Genomic DNA, 26,799 nt, shown 5'->3' on the forward strand with positions numbered 1-26,799 from the left:
AGATGAACGGTATTCTCCCAGCTAACTTGGTTAGCACGATATCTGAAGGGTCGGCGCCGTCTCTCGTGGTCGTGGACTTCAACGAGTTCTCGGCACGAACCACTCTTGCTCAAGTCGTGGCCGAACTCGTCCCTGGTCACGGTGTCTATCGTATCGACGCGGCTGCAGCCCACGCAGTCCTCCCCAGTAGCGATGTGCCGGAGCTGGCGACAGCGTGCGCCGCGGAGCTAGCCGCCCTCGGGGTCAAGCCCGAAGTGGTGCTCGGCTACTGCAGCGCGGCGTCACTGAGTCTGCACCTGGCACGGGCGCTGAGTCGTGAAATCGGCCATCAGCCCCGAGTTCATCTTGTCGAGCCCACATGGCTGACTTCCGATCACATCAGAGAGGACGTGCAAAATATTGCCGAGCAGCTCACCGGGAACGCTGAACCGTATGCAGAGGGGGTCACCCTGGCTGAAATTGATTCCTTCCTCCAAGTGACGCTGCGGACGGGGCTACTCTCCCAGGGGCTCTCAACGGAAGAGATCGAGATCTGTTTGCCGATGCTCGCAGGCCGCTACCGCACCTGGTTCGGCTTCCTCTTGCAGACCCTCGATGCACCGCTGCCGTCCGAGGTCCTGCCGGAATCGGTGGTGATTAGCCAAGACGGCCGCCGAATGCCGCATCCGAGTTGGCGAGAGAAAGTCAGGGTTAGTACCCTGGCCCGGCCGTCAGGTGATCTGCTCGGCAGCCCTGAAGCCACTGACGCCATACGTGCGATTCTTTCCGGATCTTTTCCGCAGAGCGTACTACCGGAAAATGGCCCACCTGCCTTCGCTGAAGGATCGTGCATAGACGAACTGCTCAGAACCTGGTTCGATTCTGACGCTCCGGCTGTCAGTGACATGTGCGAAACGATCTCGTATCGGGAGTTGGCCCGCCGGGCCGATGCCCTCGCTCTGCGTCTGAGCAGTATCGGCGTGCGGAGCGGGACCGTCGTTGGGATCCAAATGGAGCGATCAGTCGGGCTTGTGGTCGCCATAATTGCTGTGCTGCTTGCCCGTGGTTCTTATCTGCCGCTGGATTCCGCATGGCCCGCAGCACGCATCCGATTTATCGTCGAGCAGTCCAAGCCTTCCGTGGTTCTGTGCGCAGATCAGGACGCCACACTGGCTGCCTGTACTGTGGAAACAGGCGCTACCCTCCTCGCGCTAAGTGAACTGACGGACACGCCGGATCCGGAGCAAACAATTTGCCCCGGCAGTCTGCAACCGGGTAATGATGCAGAAATTGCATACATAATCTATACCTCGGGGTCTACGGGCAGTCCCAAGGGGGTTGAAGTCCCGCATCGCGGGCTAGTCAATCGGATCAGGTGGATGCAAGAGCAGTATCCGATCGGGCCGGGAGACAGCCTCCTGCAAAAGACCCCCATCACTTTTGACGTTTCGCTGTGGGAAGTCATCTGGCCACTGAGCACTGGAGCCCGGCTAGTGATGGCGGTACCTGGCGGGCACCGGGACCCCGAGTACATCGCCGATGTGATCCGGGATGAGGGGATCTCCGTGGTTCATTTCGTTCCGTCGATGCTCGGTTCCTTCTTGATGTCCACGCCGCCGCACTCACTACCGACGCTTCGGCATGTATTTTGCAGCGGTGAGGCCCTGAGTGCCGATCTCGCCAATCGATTCACCTCGGATCACGATGCGGCCCTGCACAATCTCTATGGTCCCGCTGAGGCTTCAATTGAGGTCACCCACTGGACATGCAGGCGGCCTGAACCGGGGCCGGGTGTTCCTATCGGTGTGCCAATTCGTGGTGTGCATGTGACGGTACGCGATGAGGCTGGCAAGCGCACGGCCATCGGAGAGCCGGGCGAACTGTACCTCGGCGGGGTATGCCTGGCGCAGGGGTATCTAGGGCGGCCTGACCTCACTGAGCGCGCCTTCGTCTACGACTCCGAAGCCCCCGGCCTTCGTCTCTATCGAACCGGTGATCTGGTCCGATGGTCGGTCGACGGTCACCTCGAGTACTTGGGAAGGAATGACGATCAGATTAAGCTGCATGGCCAACGCATCGAGCCGATAGAGATTGAAGCAGCGGCGACGAGTCAAGTCGATGTAGATGCGGCGCTTGCCATGATACGCACAGACCAGCCCGGTCCGGCGCGCTTGATTCTCTATGTCACGCCGCAGCTTCAACCCGCAGCCATTCAGAGCCTGCGGAATAAACTCGCCGACCGTCTGCCACCGGGGTTCCTGCCGACCGCCATCGTCAGCCTGGCAAGTTTTCCGACGACCTCCAACGGAAAGCTTGATCGTCATGCTCTTCCAGTGCCTGACATGGCGGGCATGGGGCGCGGCAGTAGTCGAAGGCGGCGCAGTGGAAAACAACCTCAAGGTCAGGAATAAGAACTGGCCGGCGAGCGCGCCTAGGTGCGGATAATTTGCAGCGGGAGTGAAAACAATGGCACCTAAACTTGCGGTGGTCCTCGACTTCGGATCAGTGACGCCGATGGACATCATTTTGGAAGCAGACAGTAGCATCGATTTGGTATGGGTCTGTGACACGTCGCTTCCTTACATAATTGACTCCATGCCTTTGCTCCGAGAGGTGGGGACTGTCGTTGAGCGGAACGAGAGTGTCAGTGTCGAGCAGACGGCTGAGACCCTGCGTACCCTCGGGGTCGACGGAATAATCACATTCAGTGACTCGCAGATCGGAACCGCCGCGTCGATAGCGGCGTTGCTTCGACTGCGTTACCACGCTGGCCAGGCACCCGCAGTGCTAACGGACAAGTACCTTCAGCGAGCCGGCATGTCCGCTGGTGGAGTGGACAGCCTGCAGTTCGCCAAGATCTCAACCATCGAGGACGTGGCAAGCGCCTCGAGCCTGGTGGGCCTTCCTGCGGTCCTCAAGCCGACACACGGATCCGCCAGTCGCAACGCCTACCTCGTCGAGGATGAAGCTGCCCTCCTTCGAGCCGCTGAGCGGAGCTGGATGGAGGGAGAACAGGTCCTTATTCTGGAGGAGTGGCTTCGCGGCGACCCGGCCATCGCGGGAAAGGCATGGGGCGACTATGTCTCGGTGGAGTCACTTGTTGTCGACGGCACTATCAAGCATCTCGGCGTCACTGGCAAGCCGCCGCTAGCCGAGCCTTTCCGAGAGACCGGCGCCTTCTTCCCCAGTACTCTCTCGACAGAAGCACAGGTTGGTGTACTTGAACTCGTCACAAAGGCCCTGCGCTCTTTGTCAGTGGAGCATGGTGTTTGTCATACAGAGGTCAAGCTCACTCCGACCGGACCACGGATTATCGAGGTCAATGGCCGTCTCGGCGGATACGTCAACGACATTTACTTTCGGTCGGCCGGGGTGCGCCTGCTGAGGATTGCCATGCTCGCGGCTCTCGGTCAGGTCGATGAGGTGGAGGCAGAGTTGAAGCCATGGCCTTCATGTCAGGTGGCTTACCAATTCTGCGTAGCTCCGCCCACGTGGGCTCATCGTGTGGGGTGGATCGGCGGTGTGTCGCAGACAAACGGCTTTCCTGGTGTTCAGCGAGTGGAGGTCAGAAGGCCGGCTGGTGCGACAGTGGATTGGCGCGACGGAACCGGAAGCGCAGTGGCAGTAGTCCACGGCTTGACGCAAGATCACGATTTGCTGCACTTGACCAAGTCATTTATTGACGATTCGCTAGTCGCGGAGTACGTGGGGCTGAACTTCCCCTCGTAGTGTAAAGGCATTGACCGCGGGGAGAGTTGGGTCGATCCACGAGTCGACTTCTTCATTCCGGGTCGCTGGGGGATCGCTACGGGACCACGTGAGGACCCGCCGTCGGCTCGCTGTCTTGGCGGGCGAGCCCATGACCGCCAAACGTCGCGACCGCGACAAGCAACAGCAGCGGCAGCTGCTCGTCGATGCCGGGTCGACTCGGTGCGTTACCGACTCGCATCTGATCCAGATGAGTTGGCGGCCGCCCTCGCCGGGGTCGGGATACCGGCAGCGGTATAGCCCCGGCGGGGGGAGGGCAGCCGTAACGCCTACCCGATCGGCGATCGACGGCCGCAGGACGACAGCAGGCAGCCACGGGCCTTCATCGTGGAGGAATTCCTGGTCGGTGCGCCGATACCGCCCGGCATCGGCGACTACGTCTCGGTAGAGAACGTCGTGACCGGCGGGGGTATCGTCCGTCCTTCGGTGACCGGCAAGTTTGCGCTCGCGGTGCCGTTCAGCGAGACCAGGCAGTTCTGCCTCCGATGACGGACGAGCGGCTCAGCGACCGGATCACCGAGTTGACTGGTGCGGCCCTGCGAGCACTCCCAGCGCGGACGGGACTCTGCTGCACCGAGATCAAGCTGACCCCGACGGGCCTCACCTCTTTCTGCCGACAATGCGACATGTCGCCGCTGTGAACTGTCAGATCAGGGGGTTGATGATCTGCGAGTCCTAGAACGCTTGTCCCCACTTCGCTCCATGCCCGAGGATGGTCCGTAAACTACGTGCGAGGAGCATCTGATGGGTACCAGGCCGTTGCTGAACCGCCGTCTGACCGGTATGGGTACGACGATCTTCGTGGAGATGTCCGCCCTGGCGGTCGCCACCGGGTCGGTAAACCTCGGCCAGGGCTTCCCCGACACCGACGGACCTGCTTCCATTGCCCAGGCCGCCGCCGACGCCGTACTCGCCGGCAAGGGCAACCAGTACCCGCCCGGCCCCGGCGTACCCGAGCTGCGAAGCGCCATCGCCGAGCACCAGCAGCGCTTCTACGGCCTGACCTACGACCCCGACACCGAGGTGCTGGTCACCGCCGGCGCCACCGAGGCCCTGGCGGCCGCGCTGCTCGCCCTGCTCGAACCGGGCGACGAGGTGATCGCCTTCGAGCCGTTCTACGACTCCTACGCCGCCTGCATCGCGATGGCGGGCGCCACCCGCGTGCCCCTCACCCTCCGGGCCCCCGGCTTCCGCCCCGACCTGGACGAGCTGCGCGCCCTGATCACCCCGCGCACCCGCCTACTCTTGCTCAACACGCCGCACAACCCCACCGGCACCGTCCTCACCCCCGAGGAGCTGGCCGCCATCGCCGAACTCGCCGTTGAGCACGACCTGTTGGTCATCACCGACGAGGTCTACGAGCACCTGGTCTTCTCCGGCACCCACCACCCCCTCGCCGCCCTCCCCGGCATGCGCGAGCGCACCGTCTCCATCTCCTCCGCCGGCAAGACCTTCTCCTTCACCGGCTGGAAGGTCGGCTGGGTGACCTCCTCCCCCGAGCTGGTCGCCGCCGTGCGCACGGCCAAGCAGTACCTGACCTTCGTCAGCGCCGGCCCCTTCCAGTACGCCGTCGCCGAGGCGCTGCGCCTGCCCGACTCTTACTTCGAGGACTTCCGCGCCGACCTCACCCGCAAGCGCGACCTGCTGAGCGCAGGCCTCACCGCCGCCGGTTTCCGGGTCTTCGAGCCCCAGGGCACGTACTTCATCACCACCGACATCACCCCTCTCGGCGAGAAGGACGGCCTGGAATTCTGCCGCTCGCTGCCCGAGCGCTGCGGCGTGGTCGCCATCCCCAACGTCGTCTTCTACGACAACACCGAGGCTGGCCGCAGCCACGTCCGCTTCACCTTCTGCAAGCGAGACGCCGTCCTAGAGGAGGCCATCGAAAGGCTCGCCAGGCGCCAGGGCCGTTGAGTTTGACTCTGTGGGGATCTTGAGGTTCCGCATGGTGGCGCGGTGAGTCGTCATGCTCGGGCTGTTCCGAAGGCCGATGCATTTGTCGAGGGGCGTTCGACCCGGAGCGGCAGGGCCGCTGGTCGTTCTCCTCCCAGCAGGCCACCCTGCGCCGCCTCGACAAGGCGTTCGCCGCGTTCTTCCGGCGGGTGAAGAAGGGCGAGACGCCCGGCTACCCGCGCTTCAAGGGTGTCGGCCACTTCGACACCGTGATCTTTCCCAGGGACGGCGACGGCTGCCGGTGGGACTCCACTCCCCACGACCGCCGGACTCGTGTACGTCTTCAGGGCATCGGGCACGTCCGCGTCCACCGGCACCGGCCGGTCAAGGGACGCGTGAAGACGATCGCCGTCAAGCGCGAGGGCAAGCGCTGGTACGTCGTCCTGTCCTGCGACGCTGTCCCCGCCGAACCGCTCCAGGCCACGGGCGCGGTGTCCGGGATCGACATGGGCGTCACGCACTTCCTGACCACTTCCGACGGCCGGCATGTCGCCAACCCGCGCGTCCTGGACCAGGCAGCCGACGAGCCGGCCGAAGCCCAGCGACACCTGGCCACGTTCCCCCGGCGGACCAGGCAGCGAACGAAGAAGCACCGCGCTGCAGCCCGCCGTGTGGCCAGGCTGTATGCGAAGATCCGCCGCCGGCGGGCCGACTTCCACCACAAGACCGCGCTTGCCCTCGTGCGGGACCACGACGTGATTGCGCACGAACGGCTGAACACGGCCGGCATGACCCGCACCCCCAAGCCCAAGCCCAGGCCCGACGCGCCCGGCGTGTTCCTGCCGAACGGCGCCGCCGCCAAGGCCGGGCTCAACCGCAGCATCCTCGACGCGGGTTGGGGGGTGTTCCTCGCGATCCTCGCCAACAAGGCTGAAAGCGCCGGTCGGACCGTCATTGCCGTGGACCCCCGCAACACCTCCCGCACGTGTCCGTCCTGCGGACACGTCGCGAAGGAGAACCGCGTCACCCAAAGGAAATTCCAGTGCACGGCGTGCAGGTTCACCGCGAACGCGGACCACGTCGGTGCCCTGAACGTCCTCAACAGGGCCGGGCCGGCCCTCTGCGACGTGGCCTAGAAGACCGATGAAGATCTTGCTCCGACCGCCTGACTCGCCCCGGATTGCCAGTAAATGTCAATCGCCATGAACCGGTGCAAGCCGGGCGCGATTCCAAGATCTTCAGGACACTCCTAGCCACGACCGCAGGAAGCCCGCCGCTGCAGCGGTGGGTGGAGTCACCTGCTCATCTTCCAGGAGCAGATCATGGCCATCGCCCGGACCCTGGCCGGCTACACCCTCGGCGGCGCCGACATGCTGCGCCGCGCCATGGGCAAGAAGAAGCCCGAAGTACTGGCAGCCGAGTGGAAGAACTTCCACGCCGGCATGACCGGCAACGGCTACTCGGAAGAAGCCACGAAGGCGATCTGCGACGTCATGCTCCCGTTCTCCGGCTACGCCTTCAACAAATCCCACACCGCCGGATACGGCCTGGTCAGTTACTGGACCGCCTACCTGAAGGCCAACTACCCGGCCGAGTACATGGCAGCACTGCTCACCTCCGTCGGCGACGACAAGGACAAGGCCGGCGTCTACCTCGCCGACGCACGCAAGCTCGCTGTCACAGTCCTGCCGCCCGACGCGAACGAGTCCGTGGCCGAGTTCGCCGCCGTCGGCGCCGACGTGCGCTTCGGCCTGCTCTCCGTCCGCAACGTAGGCGAGAACGTCATCGAGGCGATCATCAGCGCCCGCAAATCCAAGGGCAACTACACCTCGTTCCAGGACTCCCTCGACAAGGCCGACCTGCCCGCGCTGAACAAGCGCGCCACCGATTCGCTTATCAAGGCCGGAGCATTCGACTCCCTCGGCCACACCCGACGGGGTCTGTCGGCCGTGCACGAATCCGCCATCGACGCCGTCGTGCCGCTGAAGAGCCGCCGCCTACGGCCAGGACGACCTCTTCGCCGGCCTGGGCGGAGACGGCACCGACGCCGCCACCAGCATCGGTATCGACATCAAGATCGGCGATGAGGAGTGGTCCCGCAAGCAACTCCTCGCCACCGAGCGGGAAATGCTGGGCATGTACGTCTCAGCACACCCGCTGGACGGAACCGACCACATCCTGTCGGCCAACCGCGACACCACCATCGTCGACCTGGTCGCATCCGGCCGCACCAAGGGAACAGACCGCCTGTCCGGCCTGATCACCAGCGTCCAGCCCAAGATGACCAAGCAGGGCAACAACTGGGCGATCGTGAACCTCGCAGACCGAGACGGCACAATCGAGGTGCTTTTCTTCCCGGCCGTATACCAGCTCGTCGTGGGCGCGCTGGTGGAAGACGCAGTCGTCTCGGTGCAAGGCCGCATCAACGACGCGACGGGACACTCTCCATCTTCGGCCAGGAACTGCAGGTCCTCGATGTGTCAGCCGCAGAGCGCTCCGGCGCCGCCCCTGTACGGCTCACGCTGCCCTACCACCGCATCAACGAACGCTCAGTGAGAGAACTCGGCCGCATCTTCAGCGCTCACCCCGGCGACAATCCGGTGCGCCTGGCAGTCCGGGGCCCCAGCAAGACGGCGGTCTACCAGCTGTCCTCGATGGTGGACGCAACCACCGTGGCCTCGGACATCAAGGGCAGCTTCGGCCAAGAGGCCTGGCAGGGCCTGGCTTGACCGACCAGCAGAGCGCCGATCCGCAGGACGATCACGTCCTTCTCACGACGTCCGCGCGACGGCAGCCGGTCCGGCAGCCGCACCGAAACCGTCCCGGCCGGGCCCTGGACGGCCCCCTGGCTCGAAGAACAGGCACCGGGCCAGGCACCACGACGTCGGCAGGACCGTCAAACGCGCTGAGTCGATCAAGGAGCATCAAGCCCGCCGAGGTCAAACGCCAAGCTGATGGCAGGACAGGCACGAGCCTTCCGGTGATCGCTGAGCTTGGAGAACTCCGTGATCACCGAGGCTCGTGCCTGCTCTTCATCTGGGGCACCTTCTGACCGCTGGTGCGCGCCTACTGCCGGACGCTCTTAGAAGACGAGCCTCCAGTTGTCGATGTAGCCCGTGTCGCCGCGGTACGCGTCCCGGACCTGGAGCCTCCAGGTGCCGTTGGCGACCTGGCTGGAGGCGTCCACCGTGTAGGTGGCGAGCACGTTGTCGGCCGAGTCGGACAAGTTGCTCTTCTTCAGCGGGTACAGCGTGCCGTCGGGGGCGACCAGGTCGATGACCAGGTCACCGCGCCAGGTGTGCTTGATGTCCACGTCCACCTTGAGGTCGCTCGGCGCCTGGCCCGAGAGCCCGGTGACGTCGATGTCCGAGAAGACCGCGGCGCCCCCGTCCGGGATCGACACGTCGGTGGTGTTCTCGACGATGCCCCTGGCGACGTACCAGGTGAAGGTCGCCGTGGTGATGCCGTGCATGGAGCCTCTGACGGTGACGGTGACGTCGCTGGTGCCCACCGTGGTGGGGGTACCGGTGATGAGGCCGGTTACGTGGTTGATCTTCAGGCCCGCGGGGAGGCCGGTGGCGAAGTAGGTAAGGACACCGGGGTTGAAGCCGGTGGCCTGGATCTGGAGGCTGGCAGCGGTGTCGACCGCGCTGGTCTGGGGGCCGGGGGTGGTCAGCAGGATGCCGTTGACGATGCGCGGGCCGACGTTGATGGCGGCCCAGGCGTTGGCGGTGTTGATGTAGGTGTCGCTGCCCAGCCCGTACAGGTCGGCGGCGGCCTGGAGGGTGGCGGTGCGGGCACCGGCGTAGTCGGTGGACGAGGTCATGTAGGTGGTGAGGGCCTTGTACCAGATCTTGGCGGCGGCGTCCCGGCCGATCGCGGTGACCGGCAGGCCGTCGGAGGTCGGGGAGTCGTAGTCCACGCCGTTGACGGTCTTGGCGCCGCTGCCCTCGGAGGCAAGGTAGAACCAGTGGTTGGCCGGGCCGGAGGAGTAGTGGACGTCGATGGAGCCGATACCGGTGTACCAGGCGTCGGCGGACCTTCCGTCCTTGGAGGGCTTGTCCATGTAGCGCAGCGGGGTGCCGTTGCCGCGGATGTCGATCTTCTCGCCGACCAGGTAGTCGCCGGGGTCGGAAGCGTTGTCGGCCCAGAACTCCACGGCGGCGGCCATGATGTCGGAGGTGGCCTCGTTGAGGCCGCCGGACTCGCCGCGGTAGATCAGGTTCGCGGTGTTGGAGGTGACGCCGTGGGTCATCTCGTGGGCGCCGACGTCGATGGAGGTGAGCGGCTTGGCGTTGCCGGCGCCGTCGCCGTAGGTCATGCAGAAGCAGGCGTCGGACCAGAACGCGTTGACGTAGGCGTTGCCGTAGTGGACGCGTGTGTAGGCGCCGACGCCGTCGTTCTTGATGCCGTTGCGGCCGTGGACGTCCTTGTAGTAGTCCCAGGTGAGCTGGGCGCCGTAGGCGGCGTCCACGGCGGCGGTCTGCCGGTTGCCGGTGGTGCCGTCGCCCCAGGTGTCGTCCGGGTCGGTGAACAGTGTGCCGGTGCCGGAGCTGCCGCCGTTGAGGTCGTAGGTCTTGTGGCCGCCGCGGGTGCCGTCGGTCATCGAGTAGCTGCCGTCGGCCGGTGTGGTGCCGATGGTGACCTGGCCGGAGTACTTGCTGTTGCCGACGCCGGTCTCGATGCCCTGGAACTCGAACAGCTTCTTGCCGGTCTTGGCGTCGGTGATGACGTGCAGCTCGGAAGGGGTGCCGTCGGCCTGGGTGCCGCCGACCACCGTCTCCCAGGCCAGGGTCGGGGTGCCGGACGCGGCCCAGACGACCTTACGGGCGGTGCCGGCCGTCGCCTTCGCGACGCCCTTGGCCTTGGCGCGGCCCAGCGCGTAGGTCTTCGCGGAGCCGGCGCTCTTGGCGGCGGTGGTGGAGGCGACGGTGATGGTCGCGTCGGTGGCCTTGGTGACGCCCTTGGCTGAGCCGTTCGCGGCGGTGTGGACGACCAGGTCGCCGCCCAGGACCGGCAGTCCGGCGAAAGTCCGCTCGTAGCGGGTGTGCAGGCTGCCGTCCGCGTCCTTCAGGACGGACTTGACGATCAGCGCCTCCTGTGACCTCAGGTGCAGCGACCTGGCGGTCACCGCCCGGGAGGCGTTCGCCGCGGCCAGCAACTCGCCACGCTGCGACGGCGACAACTCCACCGGCAGTGCGCCGGCGCGGGCCTGGGCCTTGGCCGGGGCCTGGCTCATGGTGTCGGCGGTGGCGACACCGGCCGGCAGCGCGGCCGCGATCATCGCGGCGCCGGCTATCAACGCGCTCGCGGCGACGGCCTTTCGGGTGGATCGAGTCACACGGAACTCCTTCTGCGGCGGCCGGGTGTATACAGCCGGAGACAGCCGGGCAGACGGGGGTGTTGCCGCCCGGTAGAGCTGGAGGTGCGAGTGGGTCGGACGGTGTCCGACGTGATCGCCGCATCGTGTGGTGCGCGTGTGTTGCAGGGGTGCTCTGCGGCGACTGGACAGAAGCGTGCCAGCTTTGACGAGGACCCGTCATGCATGTGGCGCCAACTTGACCGAAATCCGTCGTTGATCGATCTGTGGCGTTCGTTGGACTTCCCTGCAGTAGGGGTCACTTGAGCCCTTTGGTGGCCGGGCGCCGTCCCAGCGGTAGAGATGGGTGGCGCGCCGGATGACCATACGGAGCGTGACGATCGTGGCGGCCAGGTAGCGGTCGACGATTTCTACGACGACCAGATGAAGTACGTCCAGTGCATGCGGGCCAAGAGCGGCTACAAGGACTTCCCCGCCCCCATGCTCAGCGGGTATCCCGACTGGGACAAGGTCAACGAGATCGGCTCCCAGTCCGGGCGTAATGAAGGCATCAAGGGTGGCAAGAACGGTGCCTGCGTCGCCGAGTTGCGGGCCGCCTCGGGGCCCAGCCCGAGCGCGACCAGCAGAAGGACTACGAGTCGATGCTCGCGCACGCCAAGTGCATGCGGGACAACGGCGTCTCCCGGTTCACCAATCCGACCATGAGCGGCGGCAACTCCCAGCCGGGCGGTGACCCGAATCCCGCGGCCCCGTCCATCGACTCGAGTTCTCCGACGTATAAGAAGGCCCGTGAGGCATGCAAGCCGAAACTGCTCGACGGTCTGGACGGCATGCAGTGAAGCGCCGCACCACCCTCCTCGCGCTCGGCGCGGTGACCGTCGCCGCCGTCACCGGAGGCGTTCTGTCCTCGGCGACGGCGGCGACGCGGGCGCCTCCGGAAGGGGCGGCGACCTGCCGCCCGCCACCGCGACCGTCGTACGCACCGACCTCGTCCAGTCCAAGACGGTCGACGGCAAGCTTGACTTCGCGCAGCGCCGTGCGGTCAAGTCCGCCGTCGAGGGCACCGTCAAAAGCCGGGCGGGATACCGGCCCGGTGCGGCCGTTATACGGCGGATGATGAGCGGAGGGCACCGGACCGGAGTCTGTGTGGCGTCGCCATCCGGTCAGAACTCCAACCGGATGGGCTCGCCGATGGCGCGCATGTGGCGCAGCGCCTCCCGGTGGGACGCGAGGAGCCCGGTCTGATGGTAGGAGACTCCGAGTTCGACGCAGTACCGCTCGGTGATGAGCTGCGCCTTGCGGAGGGCGGGGGTCGGCATGCTGGGGAAGAGGTGGTGCTCGATTTGGTAGTTGAGCCCGCCCATGAGGACGTCGATGAACGGGCCGCCCTTCACGTTGCGGGAGGTCAGCACCTGACGGCGGAGGAAGTCGAGCCGGTCCTCGTTGGTGACCATCGCCATGCCCTTGTGGTTGGGGGCGAAGACGCAGCCGAGGTAGACGCCGAACAGCGCCTGGTGGACGGCGATGAAGGCGACGGCCAGCCCAGGGGGCAGGAGCAGGAAGAGCCCGCCCAGGTAGAGCACGAAGTGGGCGACGAGCAGGGTGCCTTCGACGACGGGGCGCTTCATGGTCGGCTTGTTGAGGGCGCGGAAGCTGTTGAAGCTGAGGTTCGGACCTTCCAGCATGAGCAGCGGGAAGAACAGCCGGGACTGGTGCTTGCCGATGAACCGGGGGAGCCCCTTTGCCGCCCGGGCCTGGCGCTTGGACCAGATCAGGATGTCGGGTGAGACGTCCGGGTCCTTCTCCTCGTGGTTGGGGTTGGCGTGGTGGCGGTTGTGCTTGTTCATCCACCAGCCGTAGCTCATGCCCATCAGGAAATCGGCGACGAAAATGCCCCAGCCCTCACTCGCCCGGCGGGAGGTGAAGACCTGCTTGTGCGCCAGGTCGTGGGCCAGCATGGCTATTTGACCGAAGACCACGGACATGGCTGCGGCGACCAGCAGCTGCGCCCAGGAGTCGCCGACGGCGACCAGCGCCGCGACGCCGGCGACGAGGGAGAGACCCACCAGCGTGAACCGTACCGTGTAGTAGAGCGGTCGCCGGTCCAGCAGTCCCGCTTCCGTGATCTGGCGGGACAGAGCGGCGAAATCGCTGCCCGTCTCCCGGATTTCCGGCACGGGCGGAGCTGGCGGGACCAGGGCTTCGAACGTCATGAACGCCAGTCTGCTCACCGGGCCGAGCTGCCGTAATCCCGTTAACGTCCCCATTCGGGGTAGGGAGAACCCCACTGTCGGCGCCGTCCGCGAATAGAGGTTGGGGGGCCGGATGGCGCCCGCTGGCTGGACATGTTCGAGAACCTGATGGGCCGGATCGCCTGCCGCTTCGCGCGGGCCGAACCAGGACAGCGGGCACGGTCACTCGTCCTGGGGCACCGGCGACTCCACGGTGGGACAGGCCACTTCCCGCCCGTCAAATACGAGAACAACCGCTACCTCGCAGCCACGAAACCCCAGGTCACGATCTGTCCCGGGCCGCTGGGAGGTACGCCTGTGATGGCATCCCTACCGGAACACCGCCCGTCGGCGCCGGTGGTATGCACGCAGCTGTGGCAGACGGCCCGCGCCCGGGAAGCGGCCCGCGCCGCATGAGGGACGTCCGGGCGGCCTCTTTGGACCAGGGGCGCTGAACCGCGCCAGGCTGCGGCATGTTGCACCAACGGTTGCGCCTGGCTGTTGCGTGAGTCTTCCCGGGGCCGGACGCTCGTCCAGGTCGTGCAGGTGTACGGGCGTGGTTGGGGAGCTGACGGCCGTGGACTGTACACGGGCTGCGGGGCCGCAAGCCCAGATTGCGCTGGCAGGTGGTTACGCTTCGGCGAGCAGTGGGTCGTAGGGGGTCGAACGCTGGCGGCCAGACATGAAGGACAGGAAGTCCTTGACGAACGCGCTGCGGGTGTACGTTCTGTCGGCGCCGGTCGTGTCGCGGTGGAACGCGGTCTGGAACAGGGCCCGGTATTCCTCTGCGTCGATGTGCTGGTTGCCGTCTTTGTCGGTGATGTCGAAGAGGACCTCGGCAACTCTGATCAGCGCGGGTCCGGCCAGGGATGGAACAGCTGTGGCGTACTCCTGGGCGCTGACGCGGCCGTCGCCGTCGGTGTCGAGGAGTTTCTGGAGTTCCCGCCACCAGTCGGCGTAGGCGTTGTAGAGCCTGGTTTCCTCAGGCTCGTCCAGGTCGAGGCGGCCGGACAGCTCTCGGGCCATGGCAGCGAGGTCCGGCCAGTCCAGGTAGCCGTCGCCGGTCTGGTCCAGTACCTGACGGAAGAACTCCTCCGCGCTGCGCTGCGTCCCTGTTTCCGTGGCGGGTTCCGGTTGCGGGGGAAGGGGTGTGATGAGCCTGAACAGGGCTCCGGCTCGCTTCATCTTGCTGTGCAGGGCAGCGATGGTCCTTGCCCGCGGGTCGTCGCTGTCAGGGGAGAGGGCCAGCAGGTCGGCGAGGCCTTCTGCCTGGATCCAGCTGTCGGGGAGGAATCGGGCCAGGCCGACGGCCAGGTAGGCGCTTTGCACCAAGGTCTGGGCGCCGGGCATTTCAGGCAGTCCCGCCCGTCGGCGGAAGGGCTCAGGGAGGGAAGCCGCGGTGATCGCTCCGATGACCGGGCCGGCGACGGCGCGGCCGGTCGCCCACAGGGTAGGCAGACCGTTCAGGAGAGGCGGAGCGGGGAGATGGTCGAAGAGCTTGTAGAGGATGACGCGCATCGCCTCCGTGTTCTCCAGTTCCTCCTCGACTACGCGGTCGTAGTACTGCCAGAACTCGTTCAGGGTGTCGGGCAGGTGGCCGGCTTCGTCTCCCAGAGCGGCGAGGAACGCCTGGAATTCGGCGTACAGCCGCTCCATGGCCTCCTGCTCGAGGGGTTGTCCGCTCAGCCGGCACATGGTGACGGTGCTCTCGAACAGAGTCGCGACCACCCAGGCGCGCACGTTGGGGTCCATGGCGTTGTAGGGCCGGTTGCGCGCGTCGGTTCCCTTCAGCCGTGCGTGCAGGCGATTGAGCCGCGCCGCCTCCCTGTGCCGCGCGTGATCGTCGGCGCCGAACATGCGGTGCAAGCTCAGGAAGGTGTTGCGCAGCCGTCGCCAGGGGTGGGCAACGAACGTGGAGTTGTCGATCAGGGCGGCGCCGATCTGCGGGTGAGCGGCTTCCAGCACGGTGGCACGGACCACGGCCAGCGCCCAGCGCGGGTCGTTGATGAACTCGCTGAACTGCGAGCCCGGGCCGAACATGGGCCCTGTGCCTCCAGTGGCGGGCCGTTGGGAGCCGCCGCCAGCGACGCCGGCACCGGTGCTGCCGGGGTATCCGGCGCCTGCGTTGGTCACCATCAAAGTCCTCCGTTCGGGTTGGGCCGCACGCTGCCGAAGCGGCGATCGCGTTGCTGATAGGTGTGCAGGCACTCCAGGAAGTGCGGTGCGCGGAAGTCGGGCCACAGCACCGACGGGAAGACCCATTCGGCGTAGGCGACCTGCCACAGCATGAAGTTGGAGATGCGCTGCTCACCAGAGGTACGGATGACCAGGTCCACATCGGGAGTGTCGGGAAAGGGCAGATGGGCGGCGAACGTCTGCTCGGTCACGGCGTCGGTCGGTATACCACTGCGGATCAGTGACCGTGCGGCCTCGACGATGTCCCTGCGTCCGCCGTGATCGAAAGCGACGGTCAGCGTCATGCCCCGGTTGTCGCCGGTCAGCGTCATCAGGTCGGCGAAGTCCCGGGCCAGCGCCGGGGGAATCCGTGGATCCGTCACACCGAGGAAACGACAGCGGATTCCCCGCGCGTGCAGCAGCGGGGCGTGTTTGCGCACCACGCGGCGCACCAACTGCATGAGGAAATCGACCTCGACGCTCGGGCGCCGCCAGTTCTCAGTGGAGAACGCGTACAGGCTCAGCCATGCGACTCCGGCCGCCCTCGCCGCCTCGATGACGTCGATCACAGTTGTCTCCGCGGCACGGTGACCCGATGTACGCGGAAGCGACCGCTGTGCTGCCCACCGGCCGTTTCCGTCCATCACGCAAGCGACGTGACGTGGCACTCCGCGCGGCCCCTCGCTGTCCGGGAGACGAGGAGCGGCGTCAGAACCGCTCGCAGCCTGCTGAACCGTCACGGCCACCCCCCAGCATCTGCCGTGATGCCTTCCCAATCCTTGACGAGCAACCGCCCGACTGGCCCGCCTCCGGCTGCCGCGGCTGCTCGCTGGCCAGGCATCGAGCTGTGCCAAAGAATCAGCAGCGCAGCTCAACGGGCTGATCTGATCGTCCCGAGAAGTGTGTCAGTGCCCGGTCCTGTAGGGCGTGCAAGTTCTGCAGCTTCACCCTTGGTGCGTGCGTCCGATTCGGCGTTCCTGTGCGGGATGCCGAGTTGAACATGGTTCGCCATCAGTCCTTCTTTCGAGGGGACCACCGGCTTCAGCGGGTGGGGGAATCGAATCCTTGGAGCGGAGCCGCGAAGCGGCGGAGTTCACTGCGTTGTCGGTGGCGGCCGGTAGGGTGAATCCACCAGGCTTGACCAGGGGAAAACGAGAGGGAGGTGGGCTGCGGTGTTGCGCGCGTACAAGTTCTTGCTGCGGCCCACTGCCCGGCAGACCCAGGCCCTTGTGGAGATGCTGGCCGACCACTGCTCGCTGTACAACGGCGCGTTGCAGGAGCGCCGGGACGCCTACCGTCACGTATCGAAAACCACGGTCCGGTACGGGGACCAGTCGGTGCAGCTGAAGGAGATCCGGGCGTTCGACCCGGAGCGGCAGGGCCGCTGGTCGTTCTCCTCCCAGCAGGCCACCCTGCGCCGCCTCGACAAGGCGTTCGCCGCGTTCTTCCGGCGGGTGAAGAAGGGGGAGACGCCCGGCTACCCGCGCTTCAAGGGTGTCGGCCACTTCGACACCGTGATCTTTCCCAGGGACGGCGACGGCTGCCGGTGGGACTCCACTCCCCACGACCGCCGGACTCGTGTACGTCTTCAGGGCATCGGGCACGTCCGCGTCCACCGGCACCGGCCGGTCAAGGGACGCGTGAAGACGATCGCCGTCAAGCGCGAGGGCAAGCGCTGGTACGTCGTCCTGTCCTGCGACGCTGTCCCCGCCGAACCGCTCCAGGCCACGGGAGCGGTGTCCGGGATCGACATGGGCGTCACGCACTTCCTGACCACTTCCGACGGCCGGCATGTCGCCAACCCGCGCGTCCTCGACCAGGCAGTCGACGAGCTGGCCGGAGCCCAGCGGCACCTGGCCACGTTCCCCGGGCGGACCAGGCAGCGGACGAAGAAGCACCGCGCCGCAGCCCGCCGCGTGGCCACGCTGTATGCGAAGATCCGCCGTCGGCGGGCCGACTTCCACCACAAGACCGCGCTTGCCCTCGTGCGGGACCACGACGTGATTGCGCACGAACGGCTGAACACGGCCGGCATGACCCGCACCCCCAAGCCCAAGCCCAGGCCCGACGCGCCCGGTGTGTTCCTGCCGAACGGCGCCGCCGCCAAGGCCGGGCTCAACCGCAGCATCCTCGACGCGGGTTGGGGGGTGTTCCTCGCGATCCTCGCCAACAAGGCTGAAAGCGCCGGTCGGACCGTCATCGCCGTGGACCCCCGCAACACCTCCCGCACGTGTCCGTCCTGCGGACACGTCGCGAAGGAGAACCGCGTCACCCAAAGGAAATTCCAGTGCACGCGTGCAGGTTCACCGCGAACGCGGACCACGTCGGTGCCCTGAACGTCCTCGTGGGCTTCCGGTACGACGCCCCGTCCCTGGAGGGGAACCTCACCCGCCTTTCCCGCCGCGGGCGCCGCGGCACTGCGTGCGCTGTGGCTGCCGCCGAATTGAGCGGGATCGGAAAACTGCCGATTCGGGGGAGTTCGAGGATAGTAGCCGCATGGGCACATGGGACAAACGGGGCGACATGGTGGTGCACGAAGTCGAGCCGTACAACGCTGAGCCACCCCCGGGCGCACTCCTGGATCAGATCACCCCACTGGACACCTTCTACGGCCGCAATCACGGGCCGATCCCCCGCATCGATGCGGCGAGCTGGCGGCTGCGGGTAGACGGTCTGGTCGATCGCCCGCTCGAGCTGTCGATGGACGAACTGCAGCGCCGCTTCCCCGAGCGGACGGTGGTGGCGACACTGCAGTGTGCAGGCAACCGGCGCGCCGATCTGATGCGGTTCCGCGACATCCCCGGCCAGGAGCCCTGGGGCCCGGGAGCCACCTCCACCGCATGCTGGAGCGGAGTGGGCCTGGCAAATGTGCTGGCCGAGGCCGGGCTACAGGCTCAGGCAGCCCACATCGCCTTCACCGGCGCCGACGTGTCACAGGAGGCCTACCCTCCACAGCCCTTCGGCGCCTCCATCCCGGCGGCGAAAGCCACATCCAGCGAAGTGCTCTTGGCCTGGGCCATGAACGATCAGGCGCTGCCCATCGCGCACGGCGCCCCCCTGCGTGTGGTCGTCCCGGGCTGGATCGGAGCCCGCAGCGTCAAATGGCTCCAGCGCATCACTGCCCAGGCCGAACCGACCGACAACTACTTCCAAACCGCCTACAGCGTCCTGCCCCCGGAGGCCGATCCCCACAAGACCGAACCCGGCGACGGCATCACCTTGGGCCCGATTACCCTTCACTGCGCCATCCTGCGACCCGACGAAGGCGCCCAGCTACCTGCAGGGCCCACCGACGTCACCGGCTTCGCCTTCGCCGGGGATGACCGGACCGTGGCACGCGTGGACGTATCCGGCGACGGCGGCAGCACCTGGATCCACGCCGATCTGGACGCACCGGAGAATCCATGGACGTGGCAGCACTGGCGTGCCACCCTCACCCTGCCTGCAGGCGAGACGGAGCTGGTCGCCCGGGCCTGGGACTCCACCGCAGCCGTCCAGCCCGAATCACCGGCGACCGTCTGGAACCCCAAGGGGTACGCCAACAACTCCTGGGCCCGCCTGAACGTCACCTGCCACCCCTGAGCCCGTCGTGGCCGCAGTCGCCGGTAATGCGTCGTACGGCGCGTGCCGGGAGCGTGCCCATGTGCAGCGTGACCTCGCCTCTACCTGCTGCGTTGATTCGTTGATCAGAATCGATGTGAGGTGGGCTGGTGGGATACGTCTACACCCGCTACCTCGCGTTGGGCCTGTGAGCGGCTGGAGATCGGCGTGGTCCGGCCTCAATCGCGGCGTGGTTCCCGATCCCGCCGCACCGTTCGGCGGGGTGAAGGAGTCGGGTCTGGGTCGCGAGGGCGGTCATGAGGGCCTGCCGGAGTACACCGAGAGCAAGATGATCGCGACCCAGTCGTGACCGATGGTCCGCTGGTGACCGACGTTCCGCACGTGGCGACGGAGCGTAGGAAAGGAGCGAGAGTGATGGATAGGGTCGGGTTCGTCGGGCTCGGCACGATGGGCCGCCCGATGGTGCGCAGGCTGCTGGCCGCCGGGCACCGCGTGATGGTGTGGAACAGGTCGCGGCCCGCCGTCGAGGAGCTGTGCGCGGAAGGGGCGGAGGCCGCGGCGGACCTCGCGGAGGTGTTCGAGCTCCCCGTGGTCATGAGCGCGCTGTCCGACGACGTGAGCGTCCGGTCGCTGATCCTGGACAGCGGGGTGCTGGACGGCGCCGGCTGCCGGGTGCACGTGAACCTGGCGACGATGTCGGCCGACTTTGCCGCCGAGGCGGCGCAGCAGCACGCACAGCGGGGCATCGGCTATGTGGCGGCCCCGGTGCTGGGCCGGGCCGAGGTGGCGGCGGCCGGGAAGCTGAACGTCCTGGCCGCCGGCGACCCCGCGGCGCTGGCCCTGGCAAGGCCGGTGCTCGAGCCGCTGGCCGGGCGGATCTGGGAGCTCGGGGACGACCCGTCCCGCGCCAACGTGGTCAAGATCGCGGCCAACTTCCTGCTGGCCTCCGCGATCGAGGCCACCGCGGAGGCGACGTCGCTGGTGGAGTCGTACGGCATCGACGCCTCCGCGTTCGTCGAGCTGATCAGTAGCACAGTGTTCCCGGGACCGGTCTACAGCACGTACGGCGGTCTCATGGCCGAGCGACGTTACGAGCCGCCCGGGTTCACGGCGCGGCTCGGGCTGAAGGACGTGAACCTCGCTCTGTCGGCGGCGCATCAGCACGATGTGGCACTGCCCACCGGCAGCCTCGTGCGGGACGCCCTGCTCGAAGCCCTAGCGGTGGGCTGGTCCGAGCACGACTGGGCCGTGCTCGCCGAGGTCGCCCGGAGAAGGGCGGGACGCTGACGCGCGCGGGCGCCGACGCGGGCCGTGCGATGCCGCGCCGCACACTCGTGAAGTGAGGCGGCCCGGCGCCGCTCGCCGCCGGCCGGGCCGGCCCGGTCGGCTCGCCCGCGGTGCACCCCGTCGGTCTCGCTCCGCAGCGTGCCGGTCACAACCATCCGCAGCGTTGCGCCTGCAGGGCCATCTGGAAGCGGTTCGCGGCGCCGAGGCGGGCCATCAGGATCTGCAGCCGGCGGAACAGCGTGCGGCGGCTGATTCCCATCTCGCGGGCGATGACGTCGTCGCTCGCGCCGCCCGCGAGGAGCCACAGCAAGCGGCGGTCGGCGGGCGGCAGGCCGCCCGGGCCGGTGGTGCGGCCGTGGAACGGCAGGGCTTTCTGCCAGGACTGCTCGAACAGTGCCACGAGCGCGGAGAGCAGCCCGCACGGCTGCACGACCAGCATGGTGTTGTGCACGTCGGCCTCTTTGATCGACAACGACACGAGCGCGTACGCCTCGTCGATGATCACGAGCTTGACCGGCACGGACGGCAGCACCCTGGCCTGTTCGCCGGCCTCGATGGCCGGTTCGATGGCCTCCTTCAGGCGTCCCGGATGCTCCAGCGACTCCCGTGAGTACACGACACGCTGCGTCACCCCGCGGGCGAGCGTGGCGAGCGAGTCGTCGATGGCGCCGGGCAGGGGGAAGTACGGCGGTGACTCGAGCTGCCGGATCTGTTCGCGGGCGCTGGCCCACGCGTGGCGCATCCTGTGGCCGATGGCGTCACCGGTGACGACCTCCACGAGGTTGTCGTTGTACGCGGCGAGCCGATGTCGCCGGAACGACTCGAACGCGCCACCGACGGTGATGCGCGACTCCTCCACCTCGGCCGCCCGGTGCCGAGCGAGGATCTCCAGGCCTGCGCTCGGCGGAACCGGAGCCACCACGTCCGCGCCCTCATCGGCGGCACTGGCCAGACCGGCGTCGACCAGGTGGCCGTACGCCGCGGCGAGTTCCGCGCCGCCCAGACCGGCCGCGGCTCCGATCGCACTCAGCGGAGCGGGGGCCAGCTCCAGCAGCGCCAGATAGACCCGGCTCGCCGCGTGATCGATCCCCAGAAGCCGAAGGGCCTCGCTGAGTTTTGCGTTCGCCATACGCCGCATTATCGACGGCTCCCGTGAGGCCCGGGCACGCGGGCCGCAACCAGTGGTGGCCGATCTGTGCCAGTGGCATCCTTGGGCACCAGGCGCGCGCGGTACGGGGTACCGTCCAGGAGCCGCCGACGACTGGCGGCGGCGAGGGCGGCCGGGGCTGCACCGGGCGGGGCGAGCGACCTGTCCGTACGCGCCTGCCGACCCCTCGTCGTTGAGGAACCCATCCGGAAGAAGGTGGACGACGTGGCGAAGGGTCGGAAGAACGGCCTCTACTCAGGTATCTCCGAGGAGCTGTCCGCTCTGATGCGGACGGGGTGGGCGGATACCGAGCGGCACGACCTGCAGCTCGCTGAGCAGGCTCCGTACGCGGCCCGCCGCCGCGCCGCGCTCTCCGTGCGCTTCCCCGGCGAACGCCTCGTGATCCCTTCGGGGAATCTCAAGGTCCGCTCGAACGACGACACCTACCCGTTCCGGCCGTACTCGGGCTATGTGCACATGACCGGGGACCAGGCCCGGGATGGCGCGCTCGTCCTCGAACCCCGCGCGGACGGCGGCCACGACGCCTACTGCTATCAGCTGCCGCGGGACAGCAGGGACACAGACGAGTTCTGGCTCGGCTACACCGCCGAACTGTGGATGGGCCGACGCCGTTCCCTTGCCGAGTCGGAGCTCGTGCTCGGCCTGCCCTGCCGAGACGTCCGCACGGCGGCCGACGACCTGGCCGCCGCCTCCGGCGCGCCGACCCGGATCGTCCGCGGCATCGACCCGGCCCTGGAGGCTGCCGTCACCACCGACGAGGAGCGCGACGCCGAACTGGAAGAGGCGCTCAGCGATCTCCGCCTCGTCAAGGACGCGTGGGAACTGGCCGAGATGCGCAAGGCCGTGGACTCCACCGTGCGCGGATTCACCGACGTCGTCGGCGAGCTCTCCCGGGCGATCGCGTCGTCCGAGCGGTGGATTGAGGGAACGTTCTTCCGCCGCGCACGCCTGGAGGGCAACTCCGTCGGCTACGGATCGATCTGCGCGGCGGGCGAGCACGCCACGATCATGCACTGGACGGAGAACGACGGCCCGGTGCGCCCCGGCGACCTGCTCCTGCTCGACGCGGGCGTGGAGACGCACACCCTCTACACCGCCGACGTCACGCGCACCCTCCCGATCAGCGGGACCTTCACGCCCGTGCAGCGCAAGGTCTACGACGCGGTGTACGAGGCCCAGGAGGCGGGCATGGCCGCCGTCAAGCCGGGCGCCCAGTACCGCGACTTCCACGAGGCGTCCCAGCGCTACCTGGCGGCGAAGCTGGTCGAGTGGGGCTTCATCGAGGGCCCGGCCGACCAGGCGTACGAACTCGGCCTGCAGCGCCGATTCACCATGGCCGGCACCGGCCACATGCTTGGGCTCGACGTCCACGACTGCGCGGCGGCCCGCAACGAGGAGTACGTCGACGGCGTGCTGGAGCCGGGCATGGTGCTCACCGTCGAGCCCGGCCTGTACTTCCAGCCGGACGATCTCACCGTGCCCGAGGAGTGGCGCGGCATCGGGGTCCGGATCGAGGACGACCTGGTCGTCACCGACGGCGGCCACGAGAACCTGTCGGCGGGCCTGCCGCGGTCCGCGGACGACGTCGAGGCGTGGATGGCCCGGTTTGCGGGCTGAGTGCGTCACACAAGGGGCTGTGGCTTTCGGCGTGTGAAGCGTGCCGCTTTGTACGCGAAGTCGCAGTCATTGCAAGGCTGTTGATGCCGACTGGCGCGCACGCGGATGCGTCCCGTTGCCACGGGTGCACCCGCGTGCGCCGCTGCTGGCGGCATACGCCGGCGCGGTGTCCGGGGTACGCCGCCCTGGGGTGGGACGGGCTGCGGGAGGCAGTCCTCGCGCTCATGTCGCCTATTTGGGGTCGCGGTTGAACTGTGCCTGCGACCAGCGGTAGCCGAGTGCGGCGAGACCCAGGCACCAGGCAATGGCGATCCACCCGTTGTTGCCGATCTCGGTGCCGAGGAGGAGTCCGCGCAGGGTCTCGATGGCGGGCGTGAACGGCTGGTACTCGGCGATCGGCTGGAACCAGCCCGGCATGGTGTGCAGGGGGACGAAGGTGCTGGAGATGAGCGGGAGGAAGATCAGCGGCATCGCGTTGTTGCTGGCTGCCTCGGCGTTCGGGCTGACCAGGCCCATCCCGACCGCGATCCAGGTGAGCGCCAGGGCGAACAGCGTGACCAGTCCGAATGCCGCGATCCACTCCAGGGTCGTGGCGTCCGTGGAGCGGAAGCCGATGGCCACGGCGACGGCGCCGACAAGGACCACGCTCGTGATCGACTGCAGGACGCTGCCGATGACGTGTCCGATGATCACGGAGCCGCGGTGGATGGCCATGGTGCGGAAGCGGGCGATGATGCCCTCGGTCATGTCGTTGGAGACGGAGACCGCGGTGCCGATCGTGGTGGAGCCGATGGTCATCAGCAGCAGGCCCGGCACGAGGTAGGCGATGTAGTCGGAGCGGTCGGCGTCGCTGCCGAGGCCCGCGCTCATCGCGTCGCCGAAGATGTAGACGAAGAGGAGCAGCAGCATGATCGGCGTGAGCAGCAGGTTCAGGGTGAGGGAGGGATAGCGCCGGGCGTGGAGCAGGTTGCGGCGCAGCATCGTGGACGAGTCGCGCACGGCGAGGGGGAAGGAGCTCATCGCAGGGTCTCCTTGGGCTGGTTCGGCTGGTTCGGCTGGTTCGGCTGGTTGGGCACATTGCTGCTACTGGTCAGGGCGAAGAAGACGTCGTCGAGGTCGGGGGTGTGCACGGTCAGCTCGTCCGCCTCGATGCCGGCCGATTCCAGCCGGTCGAGGATGGAGCGCAGCTCGCGCTGGGTGCCGTTGCTGGGGATCTGCAGCGACAGCGCCTCGTCGATGGGGGCACCCCCTGTTCGAGCGAAGCCGAGAGGTTGGGGGAGGGTGACCTCGCGCAGCGCGGAGGCGGCGAACTGGTACGCGGCCGGGTCGGTGAAACGGAGCCGGACATGCCCGCTGGGGATCAGCCGCTTCAGCTCCTCTGCGGTGCCTTCGGCGGCGATCCTGCCGTCTGTGAGGACGGCGATGCGGTCGGCGAGCTCGTCGGCCTCTTCCAGGTATTGGGTGGTGAGGAAGACGGTGACGCCGCCGGTGACGAGTTCGCGGATGATCTGCCACATGTTGTGGCGACTGCGCGGGTCGAGGCCGGTGGTCGGCTCGTCGAGGAAGATGATCCGCGGGCTGCCGACCAGGGTCATGGCGATGTCGAGGCGGCGCTTCATGCCGCCGGAGTAGGTGGAGGCGGGCTGCTTCGCGGCCTCGGTGAGGTCGAAGCGCTCCAGCAGCTCGGCGGCGACCCGCCGTCCCTCTTGCTTGGGCAGGTGGTGCAGGTCCGCCATGAGGAGCATGTTCTCCTCGCCGGTGATCAGGCCGTCGACGGCGGAGAACTGTCCGGTGACGCCGATCGCGGCGCGTACGGCTTGCGGGTCGGTGGCGAGGTCGTGGCCGCCGATGTGGATCCGGCCGGAGGCGGGGTCGGGGGAGGTGAGGGTGGAGAGGATCTTGACGGCGGTGGTCTTGCCGGCGCCGTTCGGGCCGAGCAGGGAGAAGACCGTTCCTTCCGGGACGGTCAGGTCGATGCCGTCGAGGACGGTCTTGTCGCCGTAGGACTTGCGCAGCCGGTTCGCCGCGATGGCCAAGTCGGTCATGAGGGGTGATCCTTTGGAAGCTGCGGCGATTACAGGCTGCGGGCGGTGATGTCGCCGTAGGCGGTGGTCGCATGGATGGTCAGGGCGGGGTTGCCGTCGGTGTTCTTGAGGGCGTTGTGGATGCGGCCGTAGGTGGTGCCGGCGTCGAGGGAGGCGGAGACGCCGCGGGCGGCGTCGACGGTGATGTTGCCGGACTGGGTGTGCAGGGTGACGGTGCCACTCACGGCTTCGGTGATGGTCAGGTCGCCCTTTTGGGTGCTGAGTTCGGCGGGGCCGCCCAGGCGGCCGACGGTGATGTCGCCGTCCTGGAGGGTGAGGCGGGCGCCTGCGGTCTCGTCCAGCTTGACCGTGGCCTGCTGGCCGTCGAAGGCGACGTCGCCGAGGCGTCCGACGCCGCGTAGTTCGGTGCGGGCGGCCTTGGCTTCGATATGGGAGCCGGCGGGCAGCTGGACGGTGACCTCGACGGAGCCGGAGTGTCCGAAGACCCGGTTGGTCGCCTCCGGGGCCTCGATCCGCAGGACGCCGTCGCCGTAGGTGACCTTGATCTCCCCGGCGGCCTTCACGTCGCGGCTCTTGGCGGCGTTGGCGGGCAGGACCTCGACCGTGGTGTCGGTGCGGTCGGCGGCGATGAGCTGGATGCGTCCGGCGGGGATGTCCAGGACGGCGGTCACCGCGGTGGGGGTGTCGAACTTCTGCATCGTTCTCTCCTTCGTCTGCATCGCGAGCCCCTTCGGCTCGTCGTTTCTGATGACGGAAAAGCTACGTTGCGTTCATAGATCTGGCAATAATATCGTTGCGCGAAACTGCCATTAATGCAGGTCAGAGCCCATAATTCGTTGCAACGGTTATGAATCTAACGCAACAGTTCCTGCGTTTTTGTTGCAATGGATTGAGTGTGAACGCTATGTTGGAGGCACCTGGAACCAAGGAAGGCCACGAAGGAGACCCCGATGCCGGGAGGCAGGCTCACTCAGCAGGAACGCCAGCAGATCGCGTTGGGACTGGCCGACGGCCTCGCGTACGCGGAGATCGCCAGACGCCTCGACCGCCCCACCTCGACGGTCACGCGTGAGGTGATGCGCAACGGCGGCCCCACCGCCTACCGCGCCGACCTGGCCCACCGCGCCACCGAACACCGCGCCCATCGCCGCCGAAAGGCCGCGCCCCGGGGCCCGAATGCGCCTTCGCCGGCCCACGGGCGCGACGCTGAAGCCGTGCGCGAGTACGAGGAGGTGTTCACCACCGTCTTCATGCAATCGGGCCTGCCCAAGATGACGGCCCGGGTGCTGGTCTGCCTCTATACCACTGACGAGGGCAGCCTCACCGCGTCCGAACTCGTCCAGCGCCTCCAGGTCAGCCCGGCGTCCGTCTCCAAAGCGATCACGTTCCTGGAGAGTCAGGGCCTCGTCCGCCGGGAACGCGACGAACGCCGCCGTGAGCGCTACGCCGTGGACAACGACGTCATGTATCAATCAACGGTGGCCAGCGCCCGGGCCACCGCCCAACTCGGCGAGACCGCACGACAGGGCGTCAGTATCCTCGGCCCTGGCACCCCGGCCGCCACCCGCCTCGAAAACATCGCACGCTTCGTCGACTTCATTTCCGAGAGCATCGTCCGCGCCGCGGAGCAGGCCCGCGAAGTCCTCCACACGCAACCCGAAACGACCTCAGACAGCACTGCCTAAGCCAGGGAATGTAAAACTAACGGCGGATCTGCCGATCAAGGCAGATGGTCAAGTGGCCAGGTAGAGCATG

17 protein-coding genes and 6 pseudogenes are annotated in these 26,799 nt (G+C 67.3%); 15 read left to right on the forward strand and 8 right to left on the reverse strand.

The window, feature by feature from the left end; genetic code table 11:
• Positions 1 to 71: 71 nt before the first annotated feature.
• From ABD858_RS31690 to ABD858_RS31720, 7 genes and pseudogenes are all read left to right on the forward strand, one after another.
• Positions 72 to 2,390, forward strand: a complete 2,319-nt coding sequence (locus ABD858_RS31690) for an amino acid adenylation domain-containing protein (RefSeq protein ID WP_345044039.1) — start codon at positions 72 to 74, stop codon at positions 2,388 to 2,390.
• A 55-nt stretch (positions 2,391 to 2,445) separates the two neighbouring features.
• Positions 2,446 to 3,708: an ATP-grasp domain-containing protein gene (locus ABD858_RS31695; RefSeq protein WP_345044041.1), complete on the forward strand. Its 1,263-nt coding sequence runs from the start codon at positions 2,446 to 2,448 to the stop codon at positions 3,706 to 3,708.
• 366 nt (positions 3,709 to 4,074) lie between these two features.
• Positions 4,075 to 4,236, forward strand: a complete 162-nt coding sequence (locus ABD858_RS31700; RefSeq protein WP_345044043.1) for a hypothetical protein — start codon at positions 4,075 to 4,077, stop codon at positions 4,234 to 4,236.
• Between the two features lie 255 nt (positions 4,237 to 4,491).
• Entirely contained in the window at positions 4,492 to 5,661 is a 1,170-nt protein-coding gene (locus ABD858_RS31705) for a pyridoxal phosphate-dependent aminotransferase (RefSeq protein ID WP_345044046.1), read from the forward strand.
• A 92-nt stretch (positions 5,662 to 5,753) separates the two neighbouring features.
• A pseudogene (locus ABD858_RS31710) lies at positions 5,754 to 6,776 on the forward strand (RNA-guided endonuclease InsQ/TnpB family protein); the annotation flags it as partial.
• Between the two features lie 147 nt (positions 6,777 to 6,923).
• A pseudogene (locus ABD858_RS31715) lies at positions 6,924 to 8,369 on the forward strand (helix-hairpin-helix domain-containing protein); the annotation flags it as partial.
• 70 nt (positions 8,370 to 8,439) lie between these two features.
• Positions 8,440 to 8,595 (forward strand): annotated as a pseudogene (locus tag ABD858_RS31720) (NF041680 family putative transposase); the annotation flags it as partial.
• A gap of 127 nt (positions 8,596 to 8,722) precedes the next feature.
• Here ABD858_RS31720 and ABD858_RS31725 read toward each other — a convergent pair.
• Entirely contained in the window at positions 8,723 to 10,924 is a 2,202-nt protein-coding gene (locus ABD858_RS31725; protein WP_345045051.1) for a M4 family metallopeptidase, read from the reverse strand.
• A gap of 444 nt (positions 10,925 to 11,368) precedes the next feature.
• Here ABD858_RS31725 and ABD858_RS31730 point away from each other — a divergent pair.
• Positions 11,369 to 11,799: pseudogene (locus ABD858_RS31730) on the forward strand (hypothetical protein); the annotation flags it as partial.
• A pseudogene (locus ABD858_RS31735) lies at positions 11,796 to 12,028 on the forward strand (peptidoglycan-binding protein); the annotation flags it as partial. The pseudogenes ABD858_RS31730 and ABD858_RS31735, both read left to right, overlap by 4 nt.
• Before the next feature lie 95 nt (positions 12,029 to 12,123).
• On the opposite strand, the gene ABD858_RS31740 reads toward ABD858_RS31735, so the two are convergent.
• From ABD858_RS31740 to uppS, 3 genes are all read right to left on the reverse strand, one after another.
• Positions 12,124 to 13,173: a fatty acid desaturase family protein gene (locus ABD858_RS31740; protein WP_345044048.1), complete on the reverse strand. Its 1,050-nt coding sequence runs from the start codon at positions 13,171 to 13,173 to the stop codon at positions 12,124 to 12,126.
• A 648-nt stretch (positions 13,174 to 13,821) separates the two neighbouring features.
• Positions 13,822 to 15,231: an oxygenase MpaB family protein gene (locus ABD858_RS31745; protein ID WP_345045053.1), complete on the reverse strand. Its 1,410-nt coding sequence runs from the start codon at positions 15,229 to 15,231 to the stop codon at positions 13,822 to 13,824.
• Positions 15,232 to 15,326: 95 nt separating this feature from the next.
• Positions 15,327 to 16,034 carry a polyprenyl diphosphate synthase gene (gene uppS, locus ABD858_RS31750; RefSeq protein WP_345044051.1) on the reverse strand — a complete coding sequence of 236 codons (708 nt, stop codon included), beginning with the start codon at positions 16,032 to 16,034 and terminating at the stop codon, positions 15,327 to 15,329.
• 504 nt (positions 16,035 to 16,538) lie between these two features.
• Here uppS and ABD858_RS31755 point away from each other — a divergent pair.
• The 4 genes and pseudogenes from ABD858_RS31755 to ABD858_RS31770 form a co-directional block, all read left to right on the forward strand.
• Positions 16,539 to 17,710 (forward strand): annotated as a pseudogene (locus tag ABD858_RS31755) (RNA-guided endonuclease InsQ/TnpB family protein); the annotation flags it as partial.
• Positions 17,711 to 17,862: 152 nt separating this feature from the next.
• Positions 17,863 to 18,948 (forward strand): sulfite oxidase, encoded by a 1,086-nt coding sequence (locus ABD858_RS31760; protein ID WP_345044053.1) that lies wholly within the window; start codon positions 17,863 to 17,865, stop codon positions 18,946 to 18,948.
• 208 nt (positions 18,949 to 19,156) lie between these two features.
• Complete coding sequence (locus tag ABD858_RS36965; protein ID WP_425586289.1) at positions 19,157 to 19,276, forward strand: aldehyde dehydrogenase family protein; 120 nt, start codon at positions 19,157 to 19,159, stop codon at positions 19,274 to 19,276.
• 65 nt (positions 19,277 to 19,341) lie between these two features.
• On the forward strand, positions 19,342 to 20,214 hold the full coding sequence (locus ABD858_RS31770) for an NAD(P)-dependent oxidoreductase (protein ID WP_345044056.1): 873 nt from the start codon (positions 19,342 to 19,344) through the stop codon (positions 20,212 to 20,214).
• Between the two features lie 145 nt (positions 20,215 to 20,359).
• Here ABD858_RS31770 and ABD858_RS31775 read toward each other — a convergent pair whose 3' ends face one another.
• Positions 20,360 to 21,343: a LuxR family transcriptional regulator gene (locus ABD858_RS31775; protein WP_345044058.1), complete on the reverse strand. Its 984-nt coding sequence runs from the start codon at positions 21,341 to 21,343 to the stop codon at positions 20,360 to 20,362.
• A 243-nt stretch (positions 21,344 to 21,586) separates the two neighbouring features.
• Between ABD858_RS31775 and ABD858_RS31780 the strand changes: the two genes are divergently transcribed.
• Complete coding sequence (locus ABD858_RS31780; protein WP_345044060.1) at positions 21,587 to 22,999, forward strand: aminopeptidase P family protein; 1,413 nt, start codon at positions 21,587 to 21,589, stop codon at positions 22,997 to 22,999.
• 231 nt (positions 23,000 to 23,230) lie between these two features.
• On the opposite strand, the gene ABD858_RS31785 is transcribed toward ABD858_RS31780, so the two are convergent.
• Genes ABD858_RS31785 through ABD858_RS31795 form a run of 3 tightly spaced genes read right to left on the reverse strand, consistent with a single transcriptional unit; the run spans position 23,231 to position 25,742 of the window.
• On the reverse strand, positions 23,231 to 24,019 hold the full coding sequence (locus tag ABD858_RS31785; RefSeq protein WP_345044063.1) for an ABC transporter permease: 789 nt from the start codon (positions 24,017 to 24,019) through the stop codon (positions 23,231 to 23,233).
• The gene (locus tag ABD858_RS31790) at positions 24,016 to 25,044 is read right to left on the reverse strand and encodes an ATP-binding cassette domain-containing protein (protein WP_345044065.1); all 1,029 of its coding nucleotides are present in this window, start codon (positions 25,042 to 25,044) and stop codon (positions 24,016 to 24,018) included. The genes ABD858_RS31785 and ABD858_RS31790 overlap by 4 nt, the downstream gene beginning before the upstream one ends.
• Before the next feature lie 29 nt (positions 25,045 to 25,073).
• Positions 25,074 to 25,742, reverse strand: a complete 669-nt coding sequence (locus tag ABD858_RS31795) for a DUF4097 family beta strand repeat-containing protein (protein WP_345044067.1) — start codon at positions 25,740 to 25,742, stop codon at positions 25,074 to 25,076.
• A 252-nt stretch (positions 25,743 to 25,994) separates the two neighbouring features.
• Here ABD858_RS31795 and ABD858_RS31800 point away from each other — a divergent pair, with 252 nt between their 5' ends.
• Positions 25,995 to 26,729 carry a helix-turn-helix domain-containing protein gene (locus ABD858_RS31800; RefSeq protein ID WP_345044068.1) on the forward strand — a complete coding sequence of 245 codons (735 nt, stop codon included), beginning with the start codon at positions 25,995 to 25,997 and terminating at the stop codon, positions 26,727 to 26,729.
• Positions 26,730 to 26,799 lie beyond the last annotated feature (70 nt).

This window comes from Streptomyces sannanensis, from assembly GCF_039536205.1.
GTDB lineage: Bacteria > Actinomycetota > Actinomycetes > Streptomycetales > Streptomycetaceae > Streptomyces > Streptomyces sannanensis.